We start from the raw sequence: 24,588 nt of genomic DNA, 5'->3' as shown, positions 1-24,588 counted from the left end.
TCGGCGCTGGACTCTGCCCGTCAGCGGCGCACATTGTTGCGGGCACAGTCCGAGGTTTTTGCATGTTGCTTTCGATCGACAGGGTCCAGAAATCCTATCCGGGTGGACGCCCGGTTTTGCGGGACGTATCGCTGACCCTTGAACAGGGGCAGACGCTGGCCCTGACCGGAGAAAGCGGCAGTGGTAAGAGCACGCTGCTCAATCTGGCGGCGGCATTGGACAGTTTTGACGGTGGCGAGATCACGTTGGACGGCACCACCTTGTCACCGCTGGATGACGCCGGGCGTGCCGAGCTTCGCCGTAAAAGCGTTTCGCTGGTGTTTCAACAATTTAACCTGATCCCGTCGCTGACGGTCGCGCAAAACCTGTCCTTCCACGCCCGACTGGCAGGCCGTGAGGATGCAGGTTGGACCGGGCAACTGGCCGATCGGTTGGGCCTGACCGATTTGCTGGCACGCTTCCCCGAGAGCCTCTCGGGCGGGCAGCAACAGCGCGTCGCCATCGGACGCGCCATGGCTGCACGGCCAAAACTGCTATTGGCGGATGAACCCACCGGCAATCTGGACGAAACCGCCAGCGCCAATGTACTGGACCTGATGCTGGCGCTGGTGGCCGATACCGGGGCCGCTCTGCTGTTGGTCACTCATTCGCAGGACATTGCCCGGCGGTTGGACCGGCACGCGCATCTAGCTGGTGGTCAAATCGCATGACCGGCGCGGTCATACAGGTTCTGCTGTCGCATTGGCGGCGGCACAAGCTGCAACTAGCCACCATGCTGATCGGAATTGCGCTGGCCACGGGATTGTGGTCCGCCGTGCAGGCGATCAACGCCGAGGCGCGCGCCAGCTACCAGCGCGCCAGTGATCAGCTTGCGTTGGGGCTTCATGACGAATTGCGTAACCCCTCCGGCCTGATCCCGATTGCGCGCTACGTCGCGCTGCGCCGCGCCGGGTGGCAGGTTGCGGCAGTTCTCGAGGGGCCTCTGCGCCTGAACGGGCGCACGGTGCAAGTGATGGGCGTCGATATGGTGGCCTACCCCGCCTTACCCGCCGTGACGCAGATCGAACAATCGCAAACGCCCCCTGATCCGGCCGACATGCTGACCGCGCCCGGCCGTCTGCTGGTATCCCCCGAACTGGCCGAGGTGCTCAGAGCACAAGACAGCCTTCCCCCGATCTTGCAGTCAGAGGCAGTGCCGCCCGACCTGATCCTTACCGATATCGGCGTGGCTGAGGTGCTGCTGGAGAAACCCGGCCAGATCTCGCGCCTGCTGGTGCTCCCCGATCAGCCGCGCGGCATCCCTCGGCTGGCAGACATCGCGCCAGAACTGGAACGTATTGAGGCCTCGTCCCGACTGGACACGGCCCAGTTGACGGACAGCTTTCACCTGAACCTGACGGCCTTTGGCCTGCTGTCCTTTGCGGTTGGGTTGTTCATCGTGCACGGCACCGTCGGGCTGGCCTTTGCCCAGCGGCGGGCGATGATCCGCACCTTGCGGGCGCTTGGAGTTTCGATGCGGCGGCTGGTCTGGATGATCATGGCTGAACTGACCTTGCTGGCCTTGATCGGCGGCACATTGGGGCTGATCCTTGGCTTCTTTCTGGCCGGAGCCTTGCTGCCAGATGTCGCCGCCACCCTGCGCGGGCTGTACGGTGCACCGGTCGACGGGCAGATGACCCTACAGCCGCAATGGGTTCTGGCTGGGCTGGCCATGGCCTTGGCTGGCACTTTTCTGGCCAGCGGTCAGGCCCTGTTTCGCCTGTCGCGTATGCCTCTTCTGACGGGGGCTGGCCTGCAGGCATGGCGTGGCTCGGCAACCGGGCACCGCACCAGCGCACTGTTCGGGGTGATCCTGATCGCAGGTGGCTTTGCTGTCGGATATGCGGTGGACGGGCTGATTGCGGGCTTTGCTATGGTGGGCGGCATCCTGACCGGAGCCGCTCTGATCCTGCCCTATCTTCTATCGCTGGCCCTTTCAGCTTTCCAGCGCGGCGCAAGCGGGCCGATTGCGCAATGGGTCTGGGCCGACATGCGCGCACAACTGCCCGGCCTGTCGCTGGCCCTAATGGCGTTGCTGCTGGCCTTGGCGGCAAATATCGGCGTCGGAACAATGGTGTCCAGCTTTCGGTTGACCTTCACCGGCTGGCTGGATCAGCGCCTGACCTCTGAGCTTTACGTGACCGCCGCCGACAACCAGCAAGGCCAGCAGATAGCGCGATGGCTGAGCCCGCAAGTGGACGCAGTGCTGCCGATCCGCAGCGTTGAACTGGCACATGAAACGGGGCCGCTCTTTTTATACGGGATCGTGGACCACCAAACCTACCGCGATCACTGGCCGATCATCGCGTCGTCGGAAGGTGTATGGGATCGCCTACACGCGGGTAAGGCCGTTCTGATCAACGAACAAATCGCTCGTCGTGCGAACCTGTGGCCCGGAGACGCGCTGACCCTCAGAGAGGATTATACCCTGACCATTGCGGGCGTCTATTCGGATTACGGAAACCCAACCGGTCAGGCAATCGTGTCGATGCCTCAATTGGACCAGATCGCGCCGGGGGCCGGCAATCGCCGGTTTGGTATCCGTATTGCACCTGAGCGCGCAACCAATTTGGCACAAGCTCTGCGTGACCAATTTGGCCTGCCCCGTCAGGCCGTCGTGCAGCAGGCGGCGATGAAAGCACAATCTCTGGCAATCTTTGAAAAGACTTTTGTTGTAACATCGGCGCTGAACATCCTGACGCTGGGCGTCGCCGGGTTCGCCATCCTGACTAGCCTGCTGACTCTTTGGACCCAACGCCTGCCGCAGATTGCGCCGGTCTGGGCGCTGGGGCTGACCCGAGCGCGACTCGCGCAGCTGGAGCTTTTGCGTAGTGTTCTGCTAGCCGCGCTGACCGCCGTACTGGCTTTGCCACTGGGTTTAGTTCTGGCCTGGGCTCTGCTGGCTGTGATCAACGTGCAAGCCTTTGGCTGGCGGCTGCCGATGTATCTGTTCCCTTCAGATTGGGCCTATCTCTTCGCGCTGACCCTGCTGGCCGCCTTTGTCGCCGCCGCCCTGCCCGCGTTGCGCCTGTTGCGTCTGCCGCCTGCTGATTTGCTGAGGGTTTTTGCCAATGAACGTTAAAGCCTGCCTGTGTGTTCTGTTTCTGCTGCTCCCCTCCGCCCTGCGCGCGCAGGGTTATGCCGGGCTTGGTGGCTCGGCTGACGGGTTTGAAATCCCGCAAACCGAATATCAGTTTGAATTCCCCCGCGACCACGGCCCGCATCCCGGCTTTCGGATCGAATGGTGGTACCTGACGGCCAACCTGATCGGTGAGGATGGGCGCGAGTACGGTATTCAATGGACCCTATTTCGATCCGCGCTGAAACCGTTTGAGGCCGAAGGCTGGCAAAGCCCGCAACTATGGATGGGTCACGCCGCCGTAACCACGCCTGAATCGCACTATTTCGCAGAACGTCTGTCGCGCGGCGGGATCGGTCAGGCCGGCGTAACTGCCTCCCCCTTCAAGGCCTGGATCGACGAATGGCAAATGCGAGGAGCGGACCCTAGCACGGTGACTCTTTCGGCCAGCGGTGCAGAGTTTGGCTATGACCTAAGTCTGATCGCCGAAGGCCCGCTGGTTTTTCACGGAGACGCCGGGTACTCGGTCAAATCAGCGGATGGGCAAGCCAGCTATTATTATTCTCAGCCCTTCTACACGGTCGAAGGCGTGCTGCACCTGCCCGAGGGCGATGTTGCCGTCACCGGTCAAGGCTGGCTAGACCACGAGTGGTCCTCGCAACCACTGGCGTCAGATCAGAGCGGCTGGGATTGGTTCTCGCTCAGCTTAGATAACGGAGAAAAGCTGATGGCCTTCCGCCTGCGCGGCGGACGCGGCGATTTCACGGCGGCCACATGGATCGCGCGGGACGGAACCGCGACGGCCCTGCCGGATGGATCGGTTTCCTTCACACCACTGGACACTACGCGCGTAGCGGACCGGGACGTGCCCATCCAATGGCAGGTGACCTTGCCGGACCGAGATTTGGACGTCGAGGTCTCGGCCATCACCCCCGGCGCGTGGATGGGCACAAGCTTTGAGTATTGGGAAGGCCCCGTCATCGTCTCCGGTAGCCACCAGGGGCGCGGATACCTTGAGATGACGGGGTACTGACCCTAGCGTACGACGTAGACCGACACGGTCGAGTGGCGCACAACCCGCGCCGCGTTCGGCCCCAGCAGATAGTCCTTGAGGTCCGGCTTATGCGCGCCGATCACGATCAGATCACTGCCCGCACTTTCGGCGGTCTTCAGAATTTCCTGATACGCCGTCCCGGTTGCGACCACGTGGCGGATCTTGGCGTTCCGCTCATCCCCAAGGGCCGAGATACACAATTCAGACAGTTTGACCTGAGCCTCTTCCAACGCTTTCTCGTGAAAGTCGGCCTGAAAGAAGCCTGACACCCAGCTTTCGCCAAAATCAGGCAGGACGGTTACCACATCCAGCTGGGCGTTGTCCTGATCGGCCAAAGCCGCCGCTGTTTTCAGGACGTTCACATCCAGATCGCCATTGCTGATATCGACGGCGCAGAGAACAGAGTTTGTCATGCGGTCACCTCTTCTTGTCTGGCGGCACGGCCGCGTTGCAGGAAGGCGATCAGACCCAGCAGGATCATTGCCGGGATGTAGATCAGCTGTTTGGGAGGCTGACTGGATGGAAGGCTAACCGAGGACAAGCGCACGGCATCGTCGCCGTAGTAGTCGAACATATCCAGCTCATCCGCGACAGGCGTGCCGAACATCGGTTCTTCCAGTTTGATCAGACCGTCCTCTTCCAACAGCAACAAACCCATGGCATCAACCCGCGCTTCGCCACCCTCTTCATTACCAACGGTCACGACGACAGTCGTGTCCGTCATCTCGAGCGTGTCAAAATCCGGGCCGCTGACAACCAGACGCACCTCGGAACCTGGTGGCGTTTGCCCAATGGTCTCAACAAAGGCTGCTGGTTCAACAGACGTGTATGGCGGCGCGATGCGATCCATGAAGTAGTCCGGTCGGAACAAGGCGAAAGCAACGGCGATCAGAGCGATGCTTTCATAGATACGGCTATGGGTTACGAAATAACCCATTGTTCCTGCTGTGAAGACAAGGATTGCTATTGTTGCGAAAATAGCAACTATTATCCCCTCGACCCAGGTGACATCGATCAACAACAGGTCAGTGTTGAAGATGAACACAAACGGCAGAGCGACGGTTCGCAGGCTGTAGAAGAACGCTGTGAAACCGGTCTTGATCGCATCGCCGCCTGACACAGCCGCCGCAGCAAAACTTGCCAGCCCGACAGGTGGCGTCACGTCTGCCATGATCCCAAAGTAGAAGACGAACAGGTGCACGGCGATCAACGGCACGATCAACCCACTCTGCGCGCCCAGTTCGACGACCACACCGGCCATCAGCGAGCTGACCACGATATAGTTCGCCGTAGTCGGCAGGCCCATGCCGAGGATCAGGCTGAGCAGGCCAACCATGACCAGCATCAGGATTAGGTTTCCGCCCGACAGGAACTCGACCAGATCGGCCATGACCTGCCCGACGCCGGTCAGAGTTACGGTACCAACGATCACGCCCGCCGTGGCCGTGGCCAAAGCGATCCCGATCATGTTGCGCGCACCATCAATCAGGCCCTGCCACAGGTCGGCAACACCATCGATGAAGTTGTCATTCAGATTGCTCTGCCCACGGAACAGCGCCTTGAGCGGCTTTTGCGTAAGCAGGATCACGAACAACAGCGCCGTTGCCCAGAAGGCCGACAGACCCGGCGACTTCTGCTCGATCATCAGGAAGTAGACCAGAACGATGATCGGCAGCAGGTAATGCAGACCCGCTTTGTAGATCTCTGCGATAACCGGCAGTTCCACCTCTTTGGCATTCGGGTCATCAGGTTCCAGATCCGGCACCTGCGCGGCAAGATACAGCAGCGCCACGTAAACCGCACAGACGATCAGGCTCAGGATCAGGCCCGCAGAGGATGGCGCCCAGCTGGTGACCGCCTCGACCGGGAATTGCGAGCCGTAGCACAGACCTGCGAACACGAGGAAGAAAGACAGCATCCCAACAACGGTACGCGCCAGATGAACCTCGCGGTTGCCCAGCGTCGGCATATTCCGCTTCACCGCTTCGAGGTGCACGATATAGACCAGCGCGATGTAGGAAATCGCGGCTGGCAGGAAGGCGTGGGTAATTACCTCAACGTAAGAGATGCCCACATACTCGACCATCAGGAAGGCCGCAGCACCCATCACCGGCGGCATGATCTGCCCGTTCACGGATGAGGCGACCTCGACCGAGCCCGCCTGTTCACTGCTGAACCCGACGCGTTTCATCAGAGGAATAGTGAAAGTCCCGGTGGTCACCACGTTGGCGATGGACGAGCCTGAGATCAGACCAGTCGCCGCCGAGCCAACAACGGCCGCCTTGGCCGGGCCACCCCGCAAGTGACCCAAAGCGCCAAAGGCCATCTTGATGAAGTAGTTCCCCGCCCCGGCCTTATCCAGCAACGCCCCAAACAGAACGAACAGGAACACGAATTTGGTCGAAACACCCAGGGCGATGCCGAACACACCCTCGGACGTGATCCACATATGGCTCATGGCCTTTTTCAGGCTTGCGCCTTTCCAGCGGATCACCTCGGGCACCCATTCGGACGCACCGAAGAAGACATAAGCAAGGAAAATCGTCGCGATGATTGCCATGGCCGGTCCAAGCGCCCGGCGCGCGGCCTCAAACAGCAGCAGCAAACCACCCAGCGCGACCCATTTGTCGGTATCGTCTGCCAGACCACCCGCGTTCACGATCTTGTCGTAGAAGAAGTACCCGTACAGCGCCACAAAGGCGCCAAGCGCACCCATGATCCAGTCCTGAACGGGGATGTAATTCCGAGGGCTAGATTTCAGCGCGGGATACGCCGCAAAGGCCAGGAACATCGCAAAGGCCAGATGGATCTGGCGCGAGTTGTTAACGACGCTGCCCGGCAGCACAACGTTGGAGACCGGCGAAGCCAGCACCACCTGAAACACTGACCAGAGCGCGGCCACTACGGCCAGAAAAATCCCGACATTACCGACCGGGTTTCGCCCGCCCGCATCGGAGGAGGCTACAAGCTCCTGTAGCTCTTCTTCGGATAGCGGTCGGTTGGAATGTGTGTCGGAACTCATAAAGATGTCTCCCCGTCAGGCGGCCTTTTTTGGCCTTATTCACCGCCCGTTCAAACCGGGCTTGGGTGGCAGGGCGCCCGAAGGCACCCTGCTTTAGGTTCGGCTTACTGCAGCCAGCCTTTTTCTTTGTAGTACTTCTCGGCACCCGGATGCAGCGGCGCCGACAGGCCGTCCGCGATCATCTCTTCGGGTTTCAGGTTCGCAAACGCAGGGTGCAGCTTTTTGAAGTCGTCGAAGTTTTCGAAGACCGAGCTGACAACCGCGTAAACCGCGTCTTCCGACACGTCCGCCGATGTCACAAAGGTCGCGCCCACACCGAAGGTGGTGGTGTCGCCGTCAGACCCACGATACATGCCGCCCGGAATGGTCGCGGTACGGTAGTACGAGTTGCCGTCGATCAGTCCGCTGATCGCGTCACCGGTCACGTTGACCAGAACGGAATCACACGCGGTGGTAGCTTCCTGGATCGAACCCGACGGATGACCCACAGTGTAGATCATCGCATCGATCTGGTTGTCGCACAGAGCCGCCGACTGCTCAGCCGCTTTCAGCTCGGACGCCAGTTCGAAATCGTCGATGGTCCAGCCCATCGCTTCCAGAACAACGTCCATGGTGCCGCGCTGACCGGAACCGGGGTTACCGATGTTCACGCGCTTGCCTTTGAGGTCCTCAAAGCTGCTGATGCCGGAATCGGCACGGGCTACAACGGTGAACGGCTCGGGGTGTACCGAGAAGACCGCGCGCAGGTTTTCGAACGGGCCGGCCTCTTCGAATTTCGAGGTACCGTTAAACGCATGGTACTGCCAGTCGGACTGCGCCACACCGAACTCCAGCTCGCCTTCGCGGATGGTGTTGATGTTGTAGACGGAACCGCCGGTCGACTCGACCGAGCAGCGAACACCGTGCTCTTTACGGCCCTTGTTGACCAGACGGCAGATCGCGCCACCGGTCGGATAGTACACACCGGTCACACCACCGGTGCCGATGGTGATGAATTCCTCTGCATACGCTGCCGGAGCCATAAGGGCTGCGGTAACCACCGCGCCGAGGCTGAGCTTGCTGCTGTTTTTCATTTTTGAGAACTCCCAATTCTTCTTGTGGATGGGAAACCGCCCGGCGGCCCCACCCAGGGACCCTGCCGGTACGCCAAGCGCGCCCGTCATGCAACAGGCTCAAGCGTCTGAAATTCCAAAATCTCCCAACATCTTCGACGTTTCATTCAGACACTCAACTTGTCAACCCCCGGTCCGGGCTACAGCGCCCCAAGTCGCAAATCTGAGGGTTATTTTCAAAGTTTCCCCCTGAATCTCGAAGAGATCACCCGGAAATCCGCATTGTGTTGAAGGCCGGTAGACGGGTGACGCAACAATTCTTTTGAATGTTTGCACGTGGACCATTAGTCTTGACCAAACTTTCACAACCACTGGTAACCGTCAGTCTGCAAAGGGATTTGTGCCGACACCATCTAAAAGGATCCGTGATGAAGCGCCCGTCACCCAGCCCATTGCTTGTCATTGCCCTTGCGATAAGCGCAGCGATTGCGGCCTGGGGTATCGCCGACCCGCAGGGGTTGGGACGACTTGCATCAGAAGCCGTGGCAACACAGTTCAGCAGCCGCGGCTGGTTCATCATGTTAGAGGTCAGCGGCCTGCTTTTTGTGGCGCTGTACCTTGCTTTGTCACGCTTTGGCGACATCCGCCTTGGCCCGAATGACGCTGAACCCGAATTCTCTACACCCAGCTGGATCGCCATGCTATTCGCCGCCGGGATGGGTGTTGGGTTGCTTTTCTATGGCGTGGCCGAACCTCTGACCCATTTCGAAGTTCTGCGCCAGTTTAACCCAGACGCTGAGGCTGCCAGCTACGGCCTGTTCGTTACCTATCTGAACTGGGGCTTCCATGCCTGGGCGATCTACGCAATCGTCGGGCTGGTCATCGCCTATTTCGCCTATCGCCGACACCGCACCTTGCTGCTGAGCGCCCCGCTGACCGAGGCGCTGGGCGAAGCGCGCTGGATCAAGGCCATGGGGTGGATGTTCGATCTGCTGTCTATTGTTGCTATTGCCGTGGGTCTGGCGGGATCGATGGCGATGGGCGTGTTTCAGATACAGACCGGACTGGCGGGTCTGATCGGGGTTGAAACGCCCGGAGTTCTGACGATGCCCGTGTTTGCTGCACTCTGCATTGCGTTCATCATCCCCCTGCGGCGGGACCTTGGTGAAGGGATGTCCCTTTTGTCCAATGCCGCCATGCTGATAGCCGTCGGGATGATGGTTTATCTACTGATCCTCGGCCCAACCTCTTTTCTGATGAATGACATTGTCTCGGGTTTCGGGCGGTATCTGTTTGGTGTTCTGCCAGCTGGATTTTCCACAGCAGAGTTTTTTGACGACATCCTCATCGACTGGTTTCACGGTTGGACACTGAATTACATGATCTGGTGGCTGGCCTGGTCTCCCTTTGTGGGCATCTTCATCGCACGCATCTCGCGCGGGCGTACCATCCGAGAGTTCCTGATCGGTGTCATCGTCGCCCCGACCCTGTTCTCGATTCTGTGGTTCGGAATCTTTGGCGGGTTGGGTTTCTTTGATGCGCTGCGGCAGGAAGGTGCCCTTTCCGCCGTCAATGCCGAGAATCTGGACGCAACAACCTTCGCCCTGCTTGCCAAGTTCCCACTTGGGGGCCTGACACAAACTGCAACAATTCTGGCTGCGTTTCTGTTTGTCGTAACCAGCGTCGTCAGTGCCGGGTTCACTCTGGCAATGATTGGAACGGGCGGCGACGATAATCCGTCCCCCAGAGTTCGGACGGTCTGGGGGGTGATTCTAGGCGCGTTGGGCTTAGCAATGATACTGGTGGGAGATATTTCCTTAGTCCGGTCAATCATCGCACTGTCGGCCATGGCCTTCGTGTTTATCGTACCGATCCTCGTGATCTGTCTGTTCAAAAGCCTTGCGCGTGAGGACCGGACATGAGTGGCGACTTCATCGACACCCTGCTGAACCTTAGCGTCTTTGCCTATATCGGGTTTCTGATCTGGCTGAGCCTGCGACGCAATAGGTAAACATACCGCGTCTGAACGTTATTTTCGGAGGTGTTGCCCAAGGAGAGACTCGAACTCTCACGATGTTGCCATCGGGGGATTTTGAATTCCATCGACTTTTTGCAATTACAGTGCCTTAGCTGGTTTGACTCACACAGAGATATAGAGAACGTTCCGCGAAAGTGTGAGTGATCGCGTATAAGCACAGTAACGGCAATCGGAGGCCCACGAGTAACAGTTTTAGTGCATCTCAGAGTCCTACTCTGGTCGCCCGGGTAATATTTAGGACGCCAGCATGTAATGTCTGTTGAGCCATTCCTTGCTCGCCGCCCAGTGATACTGAGGTGCTGCTATGCACCACCGAGAATGCAGGTGCGCGATTGTCCGTTGCAGTTGCGGATACCACCGGATTTTTGCGTTTAAGAACCTGGAATTTGGCCCAGGTACGCTGGGCCGCCTCCCAATCCGATATCGGGCGGGCTTCAAGTTCTTTATGAAGGTCGAAGCCGATTTGGTTGGGCCAGTTCGCTACCGGGAACAATTAGCGAACACCGCCCACTTGTTCAAACTAAATCCAACACGTACCGTTTGCCATATGTGCAACCTGTACTCAAACACAATTCCCGCCGATGCAATGCGTCAACTGTTTGACGTGGCATCTGAGAGAAACAAACTTGGCAATGCGGAGCCCCTGCCCGCAATTCTCCCGAAGCACATGGCCCCCGTTGTCAGAAAGGCAGAGGACGGTGTGCGTGAACTGGTGCCTCTGAGTTGGGGATTTCGAACTACGAAGAAGTCAAGGAAAACCGGAGCAATCATCCAGCCTGCGGCGTGGAACAACGCGCGCGATGACATGGTTCGCACGAGCGGGCTTTGGAAAGGCAGTTTCGAGGACCGCCGCTGCCTGGTGCCCGCCAGTTCGTTTTGTGAGGCTAAAGGACGTAATCCAGCCTGCTATCACTGGATTGCGCTAAATGGAGACAAAGATCGCCCACCATTCGCCTTTATCGGGCTAATTGAGAATTGATGCTTGCAAGCGGTGCACCGAACGGCAGCTTTGAGCCCAAAGCGGACAACAGGATACTTCCCATTTCTCAGCCACGTTTGCGGAGTTTATTCAGCCTTTACTTCGACGGGTCTTACTGGTTAGCCACAGCTTCGAGATGCTTCAGGTATGCTGCAAGCTGCACTAGTTCTTCTTCCTTAAGTTTGATCGTCCACATCATTGGTGAGGCCATAATCGCAACCCTGATTTCCTCAGCGGATTTTCCTTGAATGCTCCTTTCCGCCATGAAGGACTTGCCTTCTTCCACAGCGGTTCCATCAGCTGCGTGGCATCGTCTGCAGCCAACTCTATGGGTTTCAGCTTCGTATATTGCTTTCCCAGCTGCGGTTTGCGGATCAAGTTCCTGACCAATGCCGTTCGAAGGTAAAGTGAACACCATGGCAAAGATTGTTATTCGCATGGGGCAATTGAGCATCAGGCGTCTCCTCCCAATCATGCAATGTTAACATAATTTTGGGTTGAAAGCATCGAGCGGCGGCTTTGTCCCGCAAAGCGCTCGCCATCTCAAATCTGACAAATGACCGCTCAGAACCCATAGGTGTCATGAACCATGTGACTCAGAATTATGCTAATATGTCGGGGATCAAGATTTTTAGCCCAATGGAGAAGCTGATGAAGTTCTTTTGTCTTTGGCTGGTCCTCACATTTTCACTTGGTACTCAATTCACGCTAGCTGACGCCGGAGAAGTTGCGGATGCAGCACGCTCCGGCGACGTCGACAAACTTGTCGAATTGTTGGACGGTGGGGCGCCTGTTGATGAGGCTGGAGCAGCCCATCCTCTGCATTTTGCTAGTATGTCCGGACAGTTCGAAGCTGCGAGAATACTGATCGAACGTGGAGCTAACGTCGATGCTGATTCCGCTCTGGGGACGCCGCTGAGCGTCGCTGCTGGTCGCAAGTACACAGACTTCGTTGAGCTACTTCTGACACATGGTGCGGACCCAACCGCTGTTGGCGGGCGAGATCAACGGACACCACTGCATGCTGCCGCTCACGCAGGTGCAATAGATGTGGTACGCATTCTTCTCGACAACGGTGTTGATCCGGATGCACGCACGAAGTTTGGTGAACCCGAATTGCACCTGGCCGTAAAGCGCGATCATGTAGAGTTGTCGGAACTGTTGCGTGCCGCATCAAACTGGACACCGCCGCCTCCACCGAGTGATGCAGACCTGTCCGCCATAGACGCGCAGACTAGGCGCGATGCAGTGGATGTGTGTGATGTCTGTCATTCCCTTGACAGCAATGAATTTCGCAATGGGCCGCCGTTTCCAAACGTCTTTGGAAGGTCGATTGCTGGGGTCGAAGGGTTTAACTATTCCGAGGCCATGAAATCTGTAGATGGGGTTTGGGATGCGGCCACACTCAACGCCTTCCTGTTCGACCCGAAAATGGCAATTCCCGGAAATACTATGGCGGCGAGCGGTGACGACTTAAAGGTTGCGGATCAGACGACACGATGGGCAATTATCGCTTTTCTAAAGGAGCGTAATTAGTCCGAAAGTAATACGTTGGGAAGGTCCGATTTGTCCGCATTGCGGTCGTTCGCCAAATCGGGACGGATATCTACTTTGCGGGAAACCCCTCGATTGTATCGCTAACATTGGGATAGCTGTTTACTTAATCGAAAATGCGCTCGCCCTGCTCGTCAATCACCTGTTTCGCCTTTGCGATGCTGAAGCTTTCGCCCTGATCCCGGGTTTCAAAGACATCCGCCCGGATCACTGTATGGGTCTTGCGATCTCCATCGATGGTCTTTTCTATACGGGCCAAAAGGCGGTATTTGCCACCTTCGGGCATCAGGTCCGGAAAGATTTCGAACCCTCTGTAAGAGACCGGCTCCGGCTCCGACTTTTCGCCGCCACCGAAGAGTTTAGATAAGAGGGACATTTGGTGGCTCCTTTCAGCGCTGCTATGACCGGAGACTAGCGCCGCTTGGGACAGGCGTGAAGCATGTCGTGCTATCAGAACATTGGTCTTCGATCCGATTGCACGCTCCTTGCGTGGCTAATTCTTCCATATCCGTGGTAAAAGTCCATTCCCCCGCACCACTCTCCCTTGCACGGACGGCCCAAAAACTGCCATTCTGATACGCCGCCGCCAAAGGCTGCACCGGCCCAAAGCTGACCTTTGACGGAGCGCTGGAGCTGCAGCAAATCTATCATTGGCTTATAGGGAAGGTGTCCAGCCTCCAACTCACGTTCTATGTTCCGCCAGAGCTTCAGCGAAACACAGACGCATGCTCAACGCTTGATTTGGCCCGATCTGGTTGCATCGCCTGAGCTGGGTATTGATGACGGCTTGAGCGCGTTGCTGGCAAGAGGACGAATTACCTTCGCCGAAGACAGCCGAGTCTGATACCATTCAATAACCAATAATACAGCTATGCCCGACCGAGCCTCCGGAGGTATGATTTTGATTTGGCTGCTTTTTCTCCTTCTCGCGCCAGTCGTGATGACTGTTTCAGCCAATGCTGAGACAGATGTAGAACTGGAGCTCGTATTGCTGGCCGATGCATCATCTAGCATCCGAGGAGATGAATTTGACCTCCAGATAGGAGGTTATGCACGGGCCTTTCGCGATCCGCTGGTGGTGCAGGCGATAGAGGACCTTGGTGGGAATGGTATTGCCATCACGTTTGTTCAGTGGAGTGCAACTTTTCAGCAATTCGATATTGTACCATGGCGGAGAGTTCATGACGCGGAAAGTGCAGCAGCATTTGCTGAGGCGATTGAACGCCAAGCGCGTCAGGTCGTCAGCTTTGGCACAGCAATGGGCAATGCCATCGACTATGGTGGAATCCTTTTTCGTCGCAATGCGTTTCGAAGCAAACGGAAGGTGATCGACATTACGTCGGATGAACACTCTAACCAGGGTCGGCATCCCCGGAACGTGCGCGACGCTATCGTGGAGCAGGGTATCACAATTAATGGTCTTGCGATCCTTGATGACAGTTTTGAACTGGAAGCCTATTTCAGAGACGCTGTGATCGGTGGGCATGGCAGTTTCGTTGTTTCTGTCGACACTTATGCGGATTTCGCATGGGCCATTCGCCTGAAGCTGATGCATGAAATTAGTGGCGAACCAATTTCGTAAATAAAGTTATTCATAGAAGATGATTTACCGGACGCCCGGGAGCCGCCTATTTTTTTGAACTCACGAATGTCCGTTCTGAGCCCAGTTCGACCGATGCTGCGATGCGCAGGAATGTCTGGTCACAGATTTTGCAAGGACGATGTTGATTGAGCGTTTTGCATGGTTGGATCTTAGGCAGTCCTGGAGTTGTTTATTTTCGGACATTGCAGAACTAAAAACCATCAATAGAAAGCACAGCGACTCCGACGAAATCGGGGGAAACACAGTCCCACGTTGTACAAGCGAAAGGCTTCAATCATTGATTTCTCTGACAAAAAAATGCCCCCAGACTTGGAGGCGAGAGTAAAAGGAGTAGCGATTATTGGGGACGCGTTATTGTGGATTTACAACCAAAGTGCCTGACTTCATGGCGTCGATCAGATTGTTGACTTCATCCACAACGTCCACCGGGATATCTGTATGGAACGACCCGATCCGCATGGCCAATTCATTGCCCATATCCGCCCGATAGAGTGCACCTTCCAGTTTTCCAGTAGCTGCCAGTTCCAGGTAGGACCGCATGTTGCCTCGGACATCCAAGATTGCGGACTGTAGGATTTCCGGCCATTCGTTGATCGCATCACGATAAATGCCGATGCCATAGACACCTTTTTCCTGAACGGCCTGCATGGAGCCCAGCGTCGCACTGTCCATTGTCGGCCAGACGACATCGGCGCCTTGGGAAATTTGGTTCAAAGCAGCTTCTTTGCCCTTGGCGATGTCATCCCAGTCGCCGGTCCAGGTAACCAGAACTCTCACGTCCGGATTGGCCGCTTTGGCCCCCGCTTCGTAGCCAGCAACCGTGTCGGTCGTGAACTTGAACTGCTGCGCCGCGATGATGCCGATGGTGCCTGTGTCTGACATGGAGCCTGCAACGTAGCCCATCAAATAAGCGATTTGGCTGAAATAGAAATCCGCGTTGGCAATGTTATCTTCTGTGCCCAGTCCGTTGTTCACCATGAACATGGTTTCCGGGAAGCGTGCAGCGACACGTTCCACTGCGTCCTGGAACTCTCCGCCGTGACCGATCACAAGGTCATATCCCCTGCGTGCGTAGTCGCTCAGAACTTCGATTTGTTCCGGCTGATGCACACTTTCAGAAAAGGCGGCTTCAAAGCCGAGCGCTTCACCTGCCTTAGTGAGACCTTCGAACCCGGCTTGGTTCCAGCCGTTATCAGAAATCGATCCGGGCATAACGATCGCAGCGCGCTCGATCCCGTCAGCTGCCGCAGGCCCGGCCAGCATCAGTGCCGCAAGCCCCGCCAATAGTTTGGACTTCAATTGCATTGTTGTTCTCCCATATTGGATATGTGTTGTCAGGGTGACGGGAGGATCGCGACGTGAAAAACGATGGTTTCTCACGTCACGGCTGAGGTTTATCGATGCTCCCGGTCGTAGCGCAGTCCGACGCTTGCAGGTGCGCTGGCCTTGGCGCTGAGGGCCACGAGTGCGATGAGCGATGCGAGGTAAGGCAAGATCAGGAAGAGCTGATAGGGAATCTCTGGCGAGGTGAATTGCAGTTTGAATTGCACCACATCACAGAAGCCGAAGAAAAGCGCCGCGCAGATCGCGCCGATGGGCGACCAACGTCCTAAGATGATTGCCGCAAGCGCAATGAAGCCTTTGCCCGCGCTCATGCCTTCCGCAAACACATAGACTTGCGACAAAACCAGATGCACTCCGGCCAGCGCCGCGAGGGCACCGCTGACTACTATTGCGAGATATTGCATGCGAAAGACAGGAACCCCGGCCAAGTCCGCGGCCTTCGGGTTTTCGCCAACGGCGCGCAGGTCCAGACCCTTGTGGGATTTCACCAGCCAGAACCAGGCTGCTATTGCCAATCCGATCAATAGGTAGAACAGCGGATCTTGGGAAAAAAGGGACGGGCCAACGACGGGAAGATCTGACAAGAAGGGTATATTGATCTGCGAGAACCCGTCTACCCGCGCCCCTCCGGCCTGAGCCCCGAATATCTGACGGGACAGAAAAGCTGTGAGTCCGGCCAGCAGTAGGTTGAGCGCGATACCGCCAACAAGCTGGTTGATGCGCAGCCGGATCGACATATACCCAAGCAGCAGGCCAGAGATCAGGCCGCAAACGATCCCGCATCCAAGCCCGATCACGGCAGATCCCGTTGCGAAAGAACCGGCAGCGGCACCAAGCGCTCCGGCGAGGATCTGACCTTCGAGGCCGATGTTGTATAGCCCGCCACGTTCCGCGATCACCCCGCCAAGGGCAGCAAAAGCAATTGGCGTACCCAATCGGGCGGTTCCGGCAAGGACGTCGCCCAGAAAAACAAGATCAATCATAGCTTATGCCTCTTTCTTTCGGCGTTGTGTTTGGCGGCGCAGCCGCAGGTTTTTTGCCAGGAGTTTCAGAATGGATTTTGACCTAGTTCGCGGTGTCACGAGGGCGGCAGCGACAAAAACCACGACGAGCCCCTCGACCACTTCGATGACAGAACTGTCGACCCCGACGGCACGTTGCATCGTTCCCGAGCCGGCAGAAAGCCCGGCAAGGAACAGCGCGGTCAAAGGCGCGACAATTGGATTAAGAGCCGCAAGGAAGGCGACGACAATCCCGTCATAGCCGTAGCCATCGCTAAACAGGTGGAACAGGCGGTACTTCAACCCGATCACCTCGATTGCGCCGGCCAAACCGGCAAGGCTGCCGCCAATCAACATGGCGCGAATGATGGTCTTTTTCTGGTCCACACCGGCATAGGCCGCAGCGCGCGCATTGCGCCCCACAAGGTCCAGTTGGAAACCCGATGGCGTGAAGCGCAGCCAGAAATACAAGATGATCGTCACCCGGAATGATCACGGCCAGCCCGGCTAGAAGCATCGGCGAGGCTTTGACCAAAGTATTGGAGAAACCCCAGTAATTCAGGAAGGATTCCAGAAACAGAATCTTATAGGCCTCAAACGGGTTGTGCCCGTCGAGCAGGATTAGCACGCCGCCAACGCTCAGCGCTAAAAGTAATCCAATCGCAATACGGCGTTGCATGGTGAATCTGTTCATTGTACCTCCTCCGGCGCTGCGGTCATCAAGAGCCCGATGTCTTGAAGAGATGTGTTTTCTGGATCGACAACACCCGTGATCCGACCAAAAGCCATCACGGCGACGCGGTCAGAGATGTCGAGCACATGCTCAAGTTCAGTGGAGATATAGAGAACGCCCACGCCGCTTTGGGCGACAGCACGGATCTGGTTCTGAACAAATTCCGTTGCGCCGACATCAAGCCCTTTTGTCGGCTGTACGACGACCAAGAGATTGCGCGCCCGGGCCACTTCACGGGCCAGAACGATTTTTTGCTGATTGCCGCCGGACAAAGCTGAGGCGTTCAATTTCGGGTCTGGGGGCCTAATGTCAAAGGCCGCGACCACGTCGCACGTGATCTCGTGCATCGCGCGCCGGGAAATCAGACCGCCAGACATGAACCTGTCTTCGCCAATGGATCGAAAGGCCATATTTTCTTCGACACTGAGCGACAGGACCAAGCCTTCGGCATGGCGGTCCTCGGGCACAAAGCCTATCCCATCTGCAATGCGCGAAGCGATGGAGGCGCTTGATATCTCCGTGTCATTAAGGTGGATGGCGCCGCTGGTTTGTCTTTTGAGGCCGGTGATCACCTCGCTCAACTCCGTCTGGCCATTGCCGTCGATCCCAGCGATTCCGAGAATTTCGCCAGCCTTCACGGAGAGGGACACATCCTGCAGGATTTCCGCGCCGCCTGGATCGATCAGGCAGACATCAGATACAACCAGAGCGTTCGGTGCTGAGCTGGTGTCGTTGCGCGCCTTTTGGGCCTTGGGTGTCTCGACCGTTTCGTAGGTCGACTTTTCTCCCATCATAAGCGCTGACATCTGGGCCATGGGCGTGGTTGCAACCGGAAGAACTCCCTCGACACGCCCATGGCGCATTATCATGACGCGATCGGCAATTTCGCGGATTTCATCGAGCTTGTGACTGATGAAAAAGACGAGGCAGCCGTTGGCGACCAGCTTGCGCACCCCTTTGAGAAACGGAGCGACTTCGGTCGGGGCAAGAACGCTGGTGGGTTCATCTAGGATCAGGATCGATACATCGCGAAACAGCGCCTTAAGGATTTCCACCCTTTGCTTCATGCCCACAGGCATTTCCGTGACGCGGATGTCGAAGTCGACGTTAAAGTCAAAGTCGCTGCAAAGCTGCCGAATGCGCGCCCGCGCTTCGGCACCCCTCTTTGTGCTGGGCAAGCCGATCAGAATGTTCTCTTCGGCAGTCATTGCGCCGACCAGGCTGAAATGCTGGTGGATCATGCCGATCCCATGCTCAATAGCTTTTGCTGGGCTGGTCACCGAAACAGGTGTTCCGCCCAGTTTGATTTCGCCGTTATCGGGCTGATACAGACCGATCAAAACGCTTGCGAACGAGGTTTTCCCCGCTCCGTTCTCGCCCAAAATCGCAATGCACTCGCCCTTCGAGGCCAGCAGATTGACGTTGTGCAATGCACGAACGGCGCCAAACGACTTGTCGATGCCGGTGACTTTCAAAAATGGATCCAAGACAACCTCCCAACTTTCACGCAAATTCAAGAGAGAATGCCCTATCTTCTCAAATTAGATGTTTTCACCTCACAGCTGAGAATTTTGCCCACATGTGAACTGGCAATCGGGTTAGAGTGGAGCGACGAAATAGCATCGCATAAGGAGAGCAAAGCCGCGCGTCATGGCGAAGATACCGTCGTTGAAAAGCATTCAGGCCTTCGAAGCAGCCTGCCGGCATCTGAGTTTCAAGGATGCCGCCGATGAACTATGCGTCACTCCGACTGCCATTTCCCATCAGATTAAATCGCTGGAGGATCAACTTGGGGTGCCCCTGTTTCACCGGCTGACCCGCGCCTTGAAACTGACGGAGGATGGGGCCAACTACGCGCCCCACATCATTGAGGCCTTCAAGAACATCGAAGCCGCCTCGCTCGCACTGGAGGAAGACGACCTTGCGGGCACATTGACAATCTCAACCACCGGGTCTTTTGCCGCCAACTGGCTTAGCCCGCGGCTGCGAGGCTTTTACGAGAAATACCCGGAGATTTCGGTAAGGGTTCTGTCAAGCGATCAGCTGGTGGATTTCAAGTCCAGCGATGTGGATGTGGCCATTCGGTATGGCTTTGGCGATTATCCTGACAGCAATGTGGCTTGGGTCTTGAATGACTGGGTGGCCCCTGTTTGCAGCGTGGAAAAGGCGAAGTCACTGAGTTCCGCCGAAGATCTTCTAAAGTCTCGTCTGATCGAATACCAATGGAGCGGGTTTTCTGATGCGGATCCGAGTTGGGGGCGCTGGATGGACGCGGCTGGCTTGCAGACTGGTGATGTCGAGCCCTATGTCACCTATTCCGAGGAACATATCTGCTTGCTGACGGCAAGCGATGGTCATGGTGTGGCCCTGGTCAGCCTTTTGGCCGCCGCGCGTTTTCTGGAACGTAATATGCTGGTCGCCCCCTTTGACACGGCATTGAAGAACAAGAGCTATTTTCTCGTCTGCCCGGAGACTTACGCCAATCGTGCACGCGTTCGTGTGTTCCGGGAATGGCTATTGGACCAAGCAGATGAATTTCGCGACAGCGCCGTCGGTCAAAGGTTTTTTGAAGATTAGCGCGTCCGCAACGATCTAATCCGTCGCTTGAATTTTTGTCATTTCTAAATTGCCGAGAAACATGCGTTTCTGAACCCCTAATCAGGAGTTCTTGCGCATGCAAAGTTTTGACCCTTCCCAACCCGATGGTTTCAATCAAACACTGGACAGCACGGTCTCTGCCGACGGCGTCCCGGTCATAGCAGTACGGTATACAGTGCCAGCACGTTGCGGTGTCGCAGTACGTTTGACAGCCGGGCAGACTTTGACCATCACCAATCCGACCGGCTGGCAAGTCTGCGATTTCTGGGCGTTCAATGCGGCGGAGCTGCATGAATATTTGTCTATGCCGCATATGCATACGGATCTTCTGTCTGTTTTCCCAAAGATCGGTGACAGGTTGGTCAGCAATCTGCGCAATCCTCTTCTGACGCTGACCCAAGACACATCGCCGGGTGTTCATGACACAACGATCGCCGCTTGCGATGCCAACCGGTACAAGCAATTGGGCGTCACTGATTACCACGACAATTGCGCCGACAACTTGAGGCAGGCCTTGCTTGCTATCGGGAAAAAAGCACCACATGTGCCAGCGCCCTTCAATCTTTGGATGAACGTACCAGTTCACCCTGATGGCAGCCTTGCCTGGGCTGCGCCAGTGTCAAAGCCGGGGGATAGCATAACCTTCAAAGCTGAGATGCCAGTCTACGCCGTGATGTCGTCCTGCCCGCAAGATATCACTCCAGTCAACGGGGACGAAGGCAAGCCGAGCGCGCTGGAATTTGTTGTTCATGACGGATGATGGCGGCGACATATTTTCTGCCCGCTGGATCATCGAAGATGCTTTTCACAGTCACAACGACTTCGCTATTTATGTTCTAGACGGTAGAATAGGTGGCTTAGCACCTCTGGCCGTATTGAAGTCACGTTATCCCAGCGCAAGGGTACACTCGGACAAAAACACGGCGATCCTGCCCGGGTTTGTGAATGCTCATCACCATTGTTATGGGGTGAACCTGATCAACCAAGGGATACGGGATGACCTGTTAGAGCCTTGGATTTTCGCCTCCGCTGGCGCAGCCGACATTGCGCCGCGCCTCGCCACCGAATACGCGGCAATGCGCTTGCTGAAGAATGGGGTAACGGCTGTTGTGGATGCTGGCACCGCGGGTCAGACAGCGGCCAATGCCGAAGCGACGATAAGGGACAAAATCGCCGTATATAATGGGCTTGGCCTGTCCTGTGCCATCGCGCCGGGCGAGAGATGGCACAACCAGCTTGTGCATCCATATGGGCAAAGCCAGTCGTTTCTGACCACCTTGCCCGAGGTTCTGCGATGCAAACTGCAACGCCAACACGTTGCGCGTACACGTATTGCACCGCAAAGCTTTGTGCGGCTTCTGTCCCGGATGCATGGCGAATACGCGGCATCGGAATGCGCTGATGTGTGGTTTGGCCCCACGGCACCGCATTGGACGGGCCGAGAGATCCTTCGCGACATTGCCAGGGAGGTTCGCAAAAGCGGCCAGCGCATTCACACCCATGCCGAGGAGTCTCGGCTGCAACACCTGTCGGCTACAGCCTGGAGTTTTCAGGGTGCCATCGCAGAATTGGGCAAAGCTGGCCTGTTCACTGACGGCTTGTCCTTGGCGCATATGGTCTGGGCGGACGAAAAAGATCTGGCGCGAGTGGCCGAGGTGCGAGCGCATATCGTTTGCAATCCCAGCTCCAATTTGCGGCTGCGTTCCGGCATCGCACCCGCGCCATTGATGAAGCGGATGGGAATCAACCTCGCACTGGGGATGGATGGGACCAGTCTGGCAGGCGATGACGATATGTTCGCCGAAATGCGTCTGGCGCAAAGCCTTTATTGGTCAAGTGATCGGGCAAACCCTAGCCTGACCGCGAAGGATGTTTTCGACATGGCCACTTTGGGTGGCGCGCGTTTGATGGGAATGGATCACAGCATCGGAAGCCTGTCCGTAGGCAAACGCGCTGACTTTGTGATCCTGCGCCTGGACCGTCTTGAAGGTCCCTGGTTGGACCCCGGCATTGATCCGGTTGAGCTGTTGGTCAGCTCGGCAAAATCCACGGACATCCAGAGCGTTTTCACCGGCGGACAACTGGCCGTTTCACACGGCGAGGCCCAAAAAGGCGACGAAAAGATAATTCTTCAAAACATCACCGACGGCATGCAGCGCGCCGTGGATCAAAGGCTGAGCGCCAGTGATTATGCCGCCGTCAAATCCGCATTGCAGCGCTGGTATGACGATTGGCTGACGAACAATGCCCCGCAATTGTGACAGAGGAGCAAGACCATGCAGAAGAAGATAATCTGGCCAAACGGCGCGCGATGCGCCTGTGCGATCACCTTTGATATCGATGCGGACAGCCTGATCCATATCGCAAGGCCGGTCGATGGGCATGATCGCCTCTATCCGATCTCCATGGGGCGCTACGGGCCGACAGTTGCCATCCCACGGATTCTGGAAACCTACAGACGTTTCGGGCTGAAACAGTCCTTCTTCGCCCCCGGATGGGTCGTGGAGCAATATCCAGATGCTATGCAAGCCATTCTAAAAGATGGTCATGAAATCGGCCATCACGGCTATTTGCACGAAGACCCAACACACCACAGCGCGTCTGAACAAGCCTATTGGTTCGAACGCGCGCTGGAGTCGCAAAAGCGGGTTCTGGGCAATGTGCCAAAAGGCTATCGCGCACCGGTTTACAATGTGACGCAAGCCGTCATCGACCTGCTGAACAAGCATGAATTCGACTATGACAGTTCGCTGATGGCGGATGATTTGCCATATCTCATGCGATCCGGCGGGCGAACTTTGGTCGAACTTCCATCGCATTGGGGGACCGACGACTGGCCGCAATTCGCCCATTTTGAGGAGATTGGCTACATGATGCCCGTCGCCGGGCCACGCGCCGGGCTGACCCCATTTTGGGAGGAATTCGAAGCCCAATACGAAGAAGGTGGCTTCTGGATCGGCATCTGGCATCCCTTCCTGACCGGGCGTTTGGCGCGGTGGCGGCAGGTGGAAGATTGGATGGAAACCATCTTGAACAGGGGTGACGTCTGGTTCGCCACTCTTGGAGAGATCGCGCAACACGTGCGCGCGCAATATGAGGCAGACCGGCAAAGCGTACGGGTTGAAGAACTGCCCTATTATAAGGCTCCGGTCCTGACGACATGAATATCCTTCAACGGGCGCGCGCCTTCCTGGCTTCCCTCGACGCGCAGCGCGAGGTATTCCTTAGCGTTGCGCCAGATAGACTGTTGCAGGATGCCCGATCTGCCGCCGCGCGGCAGGCCGCAGGGAGACTGCTTGGCCCGTTGGACGGCCAGTTTCTTGCGGTGAAGGCCAATATCGACGTGCAAGCGCTCCGAAGCCATGCGGGGTCTTTGGCCATCGATCCTCAACCAGCAGACAATGACGCCCCGATCGTGGCCAGGCTCCGTTCTGCGGGCGCGATCATTCTGGGCCATGTGAACATGTCGGAGTTCGCCTTCTCCGGGCTCGGAGTTAATCCGCATTTCGGCACCCCTCTGAATGCGTTGGATAGCACAATGGTGCCTGGAGGGTCCTCGAGCGGATCGGCGTCAGCCATTGCCTTGGGCTTGGCCGACATCGCATTGGGCACAGATACCTCCGGCTCCGTGCGCATTCCGGCCGCCTGTCAGGGCCTGGTGGGGTTTCGCCCAACTATGGGCCGCTATGAAAGCGCCGGGATTTTACCACTGGCGCCTTCTCTGGATACGCCAGGCACACTCGCTCTTAACGTCAGTCAGATTTGCGCTGTAGATCGCGTTTTGTCGGATTGCAACGAAACCGGGCACGCCTGCCGTCATATTCTGTGCCTGAGGGAAGACGCCCTGGTGGGATTTACCCCGGAAATCAGGGCTATGTACGAAAAGGCCCAGCAGCATTTGTCCGAGCGTGGCATCGAATTGGAAAGGGTTGATATCCAAAGTTTCACTCGTGTCACGGAGATCTTCCAAACCTATGGAACGCTGGTGAGTGCCGAAGCCTTTCGTCTTCTGCCAAGTTTGGTCGGAGACCAGCAGACCAGACTGGACCCAAATGTGCAGGATCGCCTTGCTCAGGCGGCTTCAATCCTTGGCACAGATCTGCAAGCATTGCTGGAAATCCGGCGGGCCCTCATCCTGGACTTTGGCAGGGAACTGGCAGGGAAGATGCTGCTTTATCCGACATTGCCGTCGTACCCGCCATCTGTTCTGGCTGTGACCCGCGATAAAGGGGTCTTTGCACGGGAAAACGCCCTTATCCTGTCGGTATCGATGAAAGCCGCTTTCCTCAATGCCCCAACAATTTCCATTCCATTTGGGGACCGGAGACCGGGGGTCAGCCTATCCTTGAGCGGCGGCGCAAACAGGGACGCGGATGTACTTGCGACGGCGTCTCATTTGGAGAAGTTTTTTTCAGCGATTAGAGATGGCTGAGGTCTGTTCACTCTATTCAGAATTCTCTTCATTTGTACCTGCGCGTCTCTGGCGTCACCT

At 56.9% G+C, this 24,588-nt stretch carries 21 protein-coding genes; 12 read left to right on the top strand and 9 right to left on the bottom strand.

The annotated features are described in order from the left end of the window. The first annotated feature begins 62 nt into the window (after positions 1–62). From ACR0ER_RS16395 to ACR0ER_RS16385, 3 genes are read left to right on the top strand one after another with little or no spacing between them, the layout of a single operon-like run. Positions 63–710, top strand: coding sequence for an ABC transporter ATP-binding protein (locus tag ACR0ER_RS16395; RefSeq protein WP_480769862.1), 648 nt, complete (start codon positions 63–65; stop codon positions 708–710). Then, positions 707–3,121: an ABC transporter permease gene (locus ACR0ER_RS16390; RefSeq protein ID WP_480769861.1), complete on the top strand. Its 2,415-nt coding sequence runs from the start codon at positions 707–709 to the stop codon at positions 3,119–3,121. Before ACR0ER_RS16395 ends, ACR0ER_RS16390 begins: the two co-directional genes overlap by 4 nt. Beyond that, a complete protein-coding gene (locus ACR0ER_RS16385; RefSeq protein ID WP_480769860.1) occupies positions 3,111–4,151 on the top strand; it encodes a lipocalin-like domain-containing protein in 1,041 nt (346 codons plus the stop codon). The genes ACR0ER_RS16390 and ACR0ER_RS16385 overlap by 11 nt, the downstream gene beginning before the upstream one ends. Before the next feature lie 2 nt (positions 4,152–4,153). Here ACR0ER_RS16385 and ACR0ER_RS16380 read toward each other — a convergent pair whose 3' ends face one another. The 3 genes from ACR0ER_RS16380 to ACR0ER_RS16370 form a co-directional block, all read right to left on the bottom strand. Beyond that, positions 4,154–4,585 (bottom strand): universal stress protein, encoded by a 432-nt coding sequence (locus tag ACR0ER_RS16380; RefSeq protein ID WP_170330197.1) that lies wholly within the window; start codon positions 4,583–4,585, stop codon positions 4,154–4,156. Further along, a complete protein-coding gene (locus ACR0ER_RS16375; RefSeq protein WP_480769859.1) occupies positions 4,582–7,194 on the bottom strand; it encodes a TRAP transporter permease in 2,613 nt (870 codons plus the stop codon). Before ACR0ER_RS16375 ends, ACR0ER_RS16380 begins: the two co-directional genes overlap by 4 nt. 104 nt (positions 7,195–7,298) lie before the next feature. Then, a complete protein-coding gene (locus tag ACR0ER_RS16370; RefSeq protein WP_170330199.1) occupies positions 7,299–8,267 on the bottom strand; it encodes a TAXI family TRAP transporter solute-binding subunit in 969 nt (322 codons plus the stop codon). 407 nt (positions 8,268–8,674) lie between these two features. Between ACR0ER_RS16370 and ACR0ER_RS16365 the strand changes: the two genes are divergently transcribed. Then, positions 8,675–10,168: a BCCT family transporter gene (locus tag ACR0ER_RS16365; RefSeq protein WP_480769858.1), complete on the top strand. Its 1,494-nt coding sequence runs from the start codon at positions 8,675–8,677 to the stop codon at positions 10,166–10,168. Positions 10,169–10,729: 561 nt separating this feature from the next. Then, positions 10,730–11,263 (top strand): SOS response-associated peptidase family protein, encoded by a 534-nt coding sequence (locus ACR0ER_RS16360; RefSeq protein WP_480769857.1) that lies wholly within the window; start codon positions 10,730–10,732, stop codon positions 11,261–11,263. A 112-nt stretch (positions 11,264–11,375) separates the two neighbouring features. Here the strand turns inward: ACR0ER_RS16360 and ACR0ER_RS16355 are convergent, their stop codons facing one another. Then, positions 11,376–11,717 carry a c-type cytochrome gene (locus ACR0ER_RS16355; protein WP_480769856.1) on the bottom strand — a complete coding sequence of 114 codons (342 nt, stop codon included), beginning with the start codon at positions 11,715–11,717 and terminating at the stop codon, positions 11,376–11,378. A gap of 128 nt (positions 11,718–11,845) precedes the next feature. On the opposite strand from ACR0ER_RS16355, the gene ACR0ER_RS16350 reads away from it, so the two are divergent. Continuing rightward, entirely contained in the window at positions 11,846–12,799 is a 954-nt protein-coding gene (locus ACR0ER_RS16350) for an ankyrin repeat domain-containing protein (RefSeq protein WP_480769855.1), read from the top strand. Between the two features lie 124 nt (positions 12,800–12,923). On the opposite strand, the gene ACR0ER_RS16345 is transcribed toward ACR0ER_RS16350, so the two are convergent. Then, positions 12,924–13,193, bottom strand: a complete 270-nt coding sequence (locus tag ACR0ER_RS16345; protein ID WP_480747144.1) for an HlyU family transcriptional regulator — start codon at positions 13,191–13,193, stop codon at positions 12,924–12,926. Between the two features lie 519 nt (positions 13,194–13,712). Between ACR0ER_RS16345 and ACR0ER_RS16340 the strand changes: the two genes are divergently transcribed. Then, positions 13,713–14,399: a DUF1194 domain-containing protein gene (locus ACR0ER_RS16340; protein ID WP_480769854.1), complete on the top strand. Its 687-nt coding sequence runs from the start codon at positions 13,713–13,715 to the stop codon at positions 14,397–14,399. 372 nt (positions 14,400–14,771) lie between these two features. On the opposite strand, the gene ACR0ER_RS16335 is transcribed toward ACR0ER_RS16340, so the two are convergent. From ACR0ER_RS16335 to ACR0ER_RS16320, 4 genes are all read right to left on the bottom strand, one after another. Beyond that, positions 14,772–15,725, bottom strand: coding sequence for a BMP family protein (locus ACR0ER_RS16335; protein WP_480769853.1), 954 nt, complete (start codon positions 15,723–15,725; stop codon positions 14,772–14,774). Between the two features lie 89 nt (positions 15,726–15,814). Next, entirely contained in the window at positions 15,815–16,747 is a 933-nt protein-coding gene (locus ACR0ER_RS16330; RefSeq protein ID WP_480769852.1) for an ABC transporter permease, read from the bottom strand. Between the two features lie 3 nt (positions 16,748–16,750). Beyond that, positions 16,751–17,248: an ABC transporter permease subunit gene (locus ACR0ER_RS16325; protein ID WP_480769851.1), complete on the bottom strand. Its 498-nt coding sequence runs from the start codon at positions 17,246–17,248 to the stop codon at positions 16,751–16,753. 207 nt (positions 17,249–17,455) lie between these two features. Further along, positions 17,456–18,985 (bottom strand): ABC transporter ATP-binding protein, encoded by a 1,530-nt coding sequence (locus ACR0ER_RS16320; protein ID WP_480769850.1) that lies wholly within the window; start codon positions 18,983–18,985, stop codon positions 17,456–17,458. Positions 18,986–19,148: 163 nt separating this feature from the next. Between ACR0ER_RS16320 and gcvA the strand changes: the two genes are divergently transcribed. The 5 genes from gcvA to ACR0ER_RS16295 all read left to right on the top strand — a co-directional run bounded on the left by gcvA (position 19,149) and on the right by ACR0ER_RS16295 (position 24,528). Beyond that, positions 19,149–20,075: a transcriptional regulator GcvA gene (gene gcvA, locus ACR0ER_RS16315; protein WP_480769849.1), complete on the top strand. Its 927-nt coding sequence runs from the start codon at positions 19,149–19,151 to the stop codon at positions 20,073–20,075. Between the two features lie 97 nt (positions 20,076–20,172). Next, the gene (locus ACR0ER_RS16310) at positions 20,173–20,856 is read left to right on the top strand and encodes a DUF1989 domain-containing protein (protein WP_480769848.1); all 684 of its coding nucleotides are present in this window, start codon (positions 20,173–20,175) and stop codon (positions 20,854–20,856) included. Continuing rightward, on the top strand, positions 20,846–22,357 hold the full coding sequence (locus tag ACR0ER_RS16305; RefSeq protein WP_480769847.1) for an amidohydrolase family protein: 1,512 nt from the start codon (positions 20,846–20,848) through the stop codon (positions 22,355–22,357). The genes ACR0ER_RS16310 and ACR0ER_RS16305 overlap by 11 nt, the downstream gene beginning before the upstream one ends. A gap of 15 nt (positions 22,358–22,372) precedes the next feature. After that, positions 22,373–23,260: a polysaccharide deacetylase family protein gene (locus tag ACR0ER_RS16300; protein ID WP_480769846.1), complete on the top strand. Its 888-nt coding sequence runs from the start codon at positions 22,373–22,375 to the stop codon at positions 23,258–23,260. Beyond that, positions 23,257–24,528 (top strand): amidase family protein, encoded by a 1,272-nt coding sequence (locus tag ACR0ER_RS16295; protein ID WP_480769845.1) that lies wholly within the window; start codon positions 23,257–23,259, stop codon positions 24,526–24,528. Before ACR0ER_RS16300 ends, ACR0ER_RS16295 begins: the two co-directional genes overlap by 4 nt. Positions 24,529–24,588 lie beyond the last annotated feature (60 nt).

The sequence above is a fragment of the Ruegeria sp. CH8 genome (assembly GCF_056536985.1).
The sequence above is the reverse complement of the archived record's forward strand: the minus strand, read 5'-3'. Positions and strand labels throughout refer to the sequence as shown.